The 6,000-nt window shown below is 42.7% G+C and carries 5 protein-coding genes (1 of these 5 running past the window's edge); 1 reads left to right on the top strand and 4 read right to left on the bottom strand.

Annotation, left to right across the window (positions count from 1 at the left end; genetic code table 11):
- A protein-coding gene (locus EP25_RS0114490; protein ID WP_084191048.1) for a 6-hydroxymethylpterin diphosphokinase MptE-like protein crosses the window boundary here: on the top strand, window positions 1-661 show its 3' portion. It extends 278 nt beyond the left edge of the window; only the last 661 of its 939 coding nucleotides appear in the window; the start codon falls outside the window, past its left edge; its stop codon occupies window positions 659-661.
- A 1-nt stretch (window position 662) separates the two neighbouring features.
- Here EP25_RS0114490 and EP25_RS0114485 read toward each other — a convergent pair whose 3' ends face one another.
- The 4 genes from EP25_RS0114485 to EP25_RS0114470 all read right to left on the bottom strand — a co-directional run bounded on the left by EP25_RS0114485 (window position 663) and on the right by EP25_RS0114470 (window position 5,803).
- Entirely contained in the window at window positions 663-1,448 is a 786-nt protein-coding gene (locus EP25_RS0114485) for a glycosyltransferase family 2 protein (RefSeq protein ID WP_031434558.1), read from the bottom strand.
- On the bottom strand, window positions 1,441-2,538 hold the full coding sequence (locus tag EP25_RS22560) for a glycosyltransferase family 4 protein (RefSeq protein WP_160172738.1): 1,098 nt from the start codon (window positions 2,536-2,538) through the stop codon (window positions 1,441-1,443). Before EP25_RS22560 ends, EP25_RS0114485 begins: the two co-directional genes overlap by 8 nt.
- Window positions 2,539-2,560: 22 nt before the next feature.
- Window positions 2,561-4,309 (bottom strand): lipid A export permease/ATP-binding protein MsbA, encoded by a 1,749-nt coding sequence (gene msbA, locus EP25_RS0114475; RefSeq protein ID WP_031434556.1) that lies wholly within the window; start codon window positions 4,307-4,309, stop codon window positions 2,561-2,563.
- 264 nt (window positions 4,310-4,573) lie between these two features.
- Window positions 4,574-5,803 carry an O-antigen ligase family protein gene (locus EP25_RS0114470; RefSeq protein WP_152555652.1) on the bottom strand — a complete coding sequence of 410 codons (1,230 nt, stop codon included), beginning with the start codon at window positions 5,801-5,803 and terminating at the stop codon, window positions 4,574-4,576.
- Window positions 5,804-6,000: the final 197 nt, after the last annotated feature.

Raw genomic sequence — 6,000 nt, 5'->3', positions numbered from 1 at the left:
TTTCGGCGTGAACGGTTCGATTTTAAAATTTGTGGAACATGACTTATCGCCAAAATTCTATGTCATTAGCGATGAAGACTTCGTCTATACCCGTCCTCATTTGTTGAAGATCATCCTTAAAGACAGAACCTGCCACTGTTTTTTTACCCCTCAAGCCATTAGCGCAATCTGTGACATCAACCCACAATTACTTGTGGATCATCCTAAAATCACATTGTTTCATAATCATTTCAAAGTTTATGGCGAAGCTGCGCTTGAATTTGCAGATATCGTCAAAATGGCGCATAACGATCCGGAAATTATCACCGAAGACGGGCGAATCGGTTTTTCCCTAAATCCTAAAAAAGGGTTATTTACCGCCCATACGGTACCCTATTTTGCATTACAGATTGCCTATGGCCTGGGTTTTAGAGAAATCAATCTCATTGGCATGGATCTGAGTAGCCCCAATGGCGAAACGCGATTTTACGAACGAGGCGAAAAAGCCATGCCTTCGCATCTTGATCGGGATTACGTCAATACTATACTGCCTTCATTTAAAATTGTCGGCAAGCTTTGTAAACAAAATAAGCTTCACGTCTTTAATTTGTCACCGATTAGCCGTTTACCTGATAGCGTCATCCCTAAAAAAGACTTTAGCGACACAATTAAGGATCTTTAGCTCATCTATTCATCCATTGTTGTTCGTTTTTTTGCAGCTGCTTGATCATATTACCGCAAGCCACTCCGGCTGATGCAATTAGCCCTCTACGCCCATCTTTGAAACCGCCTTTAAGGATATATTGCTTAACAAAAGCCAACAAAGGATTAAGCAAAATCATATAAGACCGGCTGGGTTTCGGATCGTATTGCGCTGCTCGACGCCCTAGCCTTATGTAACTTTGCAGCATATCATCGAGATCCTGCCAGGAATCATGTTTGCAGGTTCCGTCCAAATGCTCGACCCGCCCCTCGACCATCACTTGGTCATGCCCTCCCAGCCCTTCAGGACCGACGCCCTTTACGGTTGCGACACCACCACGCACAACTCTTAATCGATGTTCGGGCTGAAACACATGATGCAACCATCCATCCAAAAACCACACTTTTCGATTGAATGTGAAACCATTTATTTGTGGATCGACGCTTTTCTCGAGCAACAATTTAATCGATTTCTGCAACTCGTCATCTAACGATTCATCGGAATCCAACACTAAAATCCAATCATAGTCTCGCCCTTGGTCTAAGCAGAACTGTCGCTGCTTTACCATTCCAGGCCAAGGCCTATGCATGACTTTAGCGCCAAAATTCTGACAAAATTCGACCGTACCGTCCGTAGACCCCGAATCGACAATAATGATATCTTCAGTAACCGGCGCAAGACTTTCCAAACACTCCTGAATCGTCCGCATATTGTCTTTAGTAGGAACCACGGCACACAGACGCGACGCCGCTGTTTGCTCATTCATATTTTTTCTCTTCAAATACCCGATTGATGACTTCTAGATGCGCATTTTTTTCCTGATCGGATGTCAAATGAGAGACGCTAGATGCAATTTGCTCAGCCTGGAACGTCTGTTGCAAAATATAATCCGCACATAGCTCAATAGCGTCTTCTTCAGCGACATCGTTCACGACCAGACCCGAATAGGGTTTCATTACCTCAATCGCACCATTGTTTCGTGTTGTAATCACCGGACACCCGCAAGCGAGTGCCTCCAGGCACGAATTGGAAAATGGATCATAACGGGTCAACAAAACCATCAGATCGGCCGCCTGATAATATTGGGCGACATCATCGACCAGCCCTTTAAACAATATATAGTCCTTCAGACCGCCAGCTTCGATCGCTTTATTGACATATCGACTGTCACCCTTGCCAACCACAACCAAATAAGCCCGACAACCTTGCCGATGCAACTTAGTTACGATGTCAACAGCATGATGCAAACCTTTGCGCTCAAAACCGGAGCCGGATAACAATAAAATTTTATCCGCCGTTATAGGCAAACCCAGCCACCTTCTTAGTTCAGCTTTATCGATTGACGATAACTTAAACACGGTTTCGTCGAAGCCATTATAAATAGTTACGATTTTATCTTGTACATGCGGATAAGTCTGGACGATGTGGGAACGTACTAAATTGGAATTAGCAATGATATAACGAGCGGACTCGAAGCTGTTTCTCTCAAGTTTAGGCGCCAACCAATGCCAAGGGTTGACCATCCAAGTTATGTTCGAACCGTAACGGCGTAATACATTCAGGCGATGAACGCCATCACCGGCACGGTAAATATCGCAATTAGGGCCATATTCGAGACTGTAAACGACGCTGTTCTGATGATATATCGGCAGTTGGTTGATATGCTGAGTGTACCACCATGAGCGCCACCAAGGCGGCCCGCTGCGCCCGGGTATCACTCGTCCATTGAATCGATTGCCGGCCCATAATCGATGTACCTCGAATTGGTCGCTGAAATTTTGCGCCAATCGCTCTGCAACTCTCTCCGCGCCGCCAAAACCGCTATTGCGTCTTACTATATAAAGCTGTTGCGACAATTGCTCACTGTTCGCCACCATCTCACGTCCGCAAGCCTGATTCTTGTTGTAGCTTGTAATACAAGCCCCGTTTCTCCATCAATTCCGCATGAGTTCCCTGCTCGATAATTCGGCCCTGATCCACCACAATGATCCGGTCCGCATTGACGATAGTTGATAACCGATGAGCGATCACCAATGTCGTTCTATCTTTCATGACATTTTCCAGCGCCGCCTGAATCCACTTCTCCGATTTAACATCCAACGCCGATGTCGCTTCGTCCAGAATCAAAATTGGCGCATTTTTGACCAAGGCTCTTGCCAGTGCCAAGCGTTGCTTTTGTCCTCCCGACAAGGTGATACCCTGTTCGCCGATATTAGTATCAAACCCTTCCGGCAATTTGTCTATGAACTCCAACGCATAGGCATCCTTAGCAGCTTGGATAATCTGTTCACGTGTCGCCGTCGCCAACTCTCCATAAGCAATGTTATTCGCGACGGTATCGTTGAACAACGTAATGCTCTGCGTCACCAAGGCGATCTGACTGCGTAGACTAGATAGCTCATACTCTCTGATGTCGACTCCATCCAGCAATATTTGTCCCTGTTCGTACTCGTAAAACCGAGTAAGCAGGTTTACGATAGAACTCTTACCGCCTCCAGACGGCCCAACCAAAGCCACCGTCTGTCCTGGTTCTACTTTAAAGCTAATATGATTTAACGCATTGCCTGCTTCCGAAGAATAGGCAAAACACAGGTCTTTAAATTCCAACGTCCCTCTAATTTTTTGGCACTGCTTTGTTCCCTCATTTTTTTCGGCGCGTTCATCCAAGATAATAAAAATACTCTCGGCGGCAACAATGCCCTTTTGTATGGCGCCATTAGCGTTACTTAATTGGCGTATCGGTCTTGGCAATAAAAATGCCGCAGTCAGGTATCCTACAAAACTGCCCGCACTGACATCATGCATAAAAAACAAGGCCAAATACATTAAACCCGCTAACGCAATCGACACTATAAATTGCATTAACGGACTATGAATCGCCATCGTTGTAGCCAACTTTAAGGATTGATTGCGATTGTTCTGACTGCTTGAATGAAAACGACCACGTTCATATTGCTGCCCGCCATAACTTCTGACGATGCGATGACCGTTCACCAATTCAGAAGTGACATGGGTCATGTCACCAATTGAATTTTGTATATTCTTGCCCAGGCGACGAAGTCGCCTGCTAACATAACCGACCATGACAGCAATAACAGGAGCAATCGCCAAAAAAACCAACGACAACATCCATTGCATATAAAAAAGGTAGGCGAGCAGACCGACAACCGTCAGGCCTTCACGCACAAACGTCCTGATTGCATCGGTGCATGCTTTAGTGACTTCACCGACATTATGCGTAATCCTTGAGATCATATAACCGCTGTTATTGTGATCGAAATATGCGGTCGGTAATTGCGTATATTGATTAAAGACTTCGCACCTAAGTGCATGAACAACGTTATTTGATACCTTTGCTAAAAAATAATTTCCGATATACGCTCCGATGCCCCTGACAAATACCAAACCGGTAAACAATAACGGCAAATACAGCATCTTCTTTCTATCGCCAGACTGCAATGTATCGATAATATGTTCGATTAACGCAGCAAATAAAGGTTGGGTGCTGGAATAGAATAAGAAACCAATAACACTGATAACGAACAACCTACGGTAAGGCTTAACATAACCGAGCAGCCGGCTATAAACAGCAATATGGGATTGTTTGTTATGATTATATTTTTTCATTTAAGTTAATTCAGTTATTAGAACCATTCATAATTTTAGCCTGCAGCTCTTTAACTTCCCTAGAGGCATTACCTTATGGTTGTGCTACCTAAGTAGTGACTACAACATTTTATTTTAATAGAAAGTAACAATGCAGATTTCACAAGGATCAAAATTTGTAGCCGCCATGGAAGTTGAAAATACCGATTCTGCAGAAGCTAAAACAAACTGTCGCAAACAAACTAATAAATCGATGCCCCTCTCATAAACTATTATGTTTGATGGTTACACTTGAATATTTAAATCGCCTGATGAATCACTTCGCCTCACTTTTAATTCATCTATGGAATTAAACCTGTTCGCCGCCACCAAAAAAGCCAATGGTAACCACAATGTCAAAACGATGTCGGGTGAAACATAAACAGGATACTTCCCATTAAAAAAAGCCGTTGACAACCCTAATATCAGCCAACTGGCCGATAATCGAGCCATTGATGAGTTAAACTGGGCTTTTAAAGCGGAACTGAATGCTTCAAAAACATAAATTAAGAACAAGGAAATACCTATTAAACCAGTTCCTCGTAAAATACTGACGATAAAATTATGTGCATGGACGTAGCTACCTACCTCCTGAACCACAACCGTCTGATCAGTACTATACCCCTTTCCTAAAATAAGTTTTTCTGGATAAATTTCATTGAGGGCACTTAACCAGATAGGAATTCTCACCGTATCACTGATACCTTTTGGGTTGAAATACAAATTAAATAGCATTCCAGTAACCAACAAAAGCAAAAATAATAATAGGCCAATCAACAGTTTCTTATAACCTTTTACCGGAACACTATGAAACAGATACAGCGCAGTGAATCCGACACAAAATGACAAAATAGCTCCTCTACTATGTAGTAACAAAATAGTGTAGAGGAGCGGACAAATGGACACTCCCCCCACGATTCTCAACCACCCTTGCTTATAAAACACTGCCCATAATGCGATCAACAAAGCAACCGCTAAAATCGACGCGGATCTGATAGTCTGAATCACGGGCCCATAATGCACTTCCATTTTGCTGAAAGTCCAATCGATTCCGAAATCAGATAAATGGAAACCTATTAAAAGAACTGTCCAACCAATTGCAAAAAGCATCACGGCCCCCATAATCGCGTCAAATCTAGCGATAAAAACTTCGGTAAACCGCAGTAAAAAAAACATTAAAAAAATCAACACTAACGATGACTTCAAAGCATAGAAAAAACTCCGCTCATCGCCCCATAAACAACTAAGAACGGTAATTACGAAAAACGCAACTAACTCTTTTTCCCTTCTAAAAATTTTGTAACATAACTTTTTAGCTTTAAAAATCGAAATCGCTGAAATAATCGCAACCGCATAAATCACGTCATTGCAAAAGCTTTTAGATGGTCCCAAATAAATGGATGCAAACAAAATACATGTTAGTAAAAACACCCAATTATTCTGTCGACTCAGGTCACTTAACCTGCTTCCAATCATGATTTTTCACCATCTTTATACTTTATTCAAAATACACCAATAATTTTTCAACATTGCGCTTAAAGTTACTATTATGTCCGACTATTCTCAACCTCCCTCGCTAACGCACCGGATACTATTTAAATGCACTTACACACCGATTCTGGACAATTTGGACTGCGCAAAATCTTAGCGCATCACTGGAAAAGTATTTCTAT

The organism is Methylomarinum vadi, from assembly GCF_000733935.1.
GTDB lineage: Bacteria > Pseudomonadota > Gammaproteobacteria > Methylococcales > Methylomonadaceae > Methylomarinum > Methylomarinum vadi.
The sequence above is the reverse complement of the archived record's forward strand: the minus strand, read 5'-3'. Positions and strand labels throughout refer to the sequence as shown.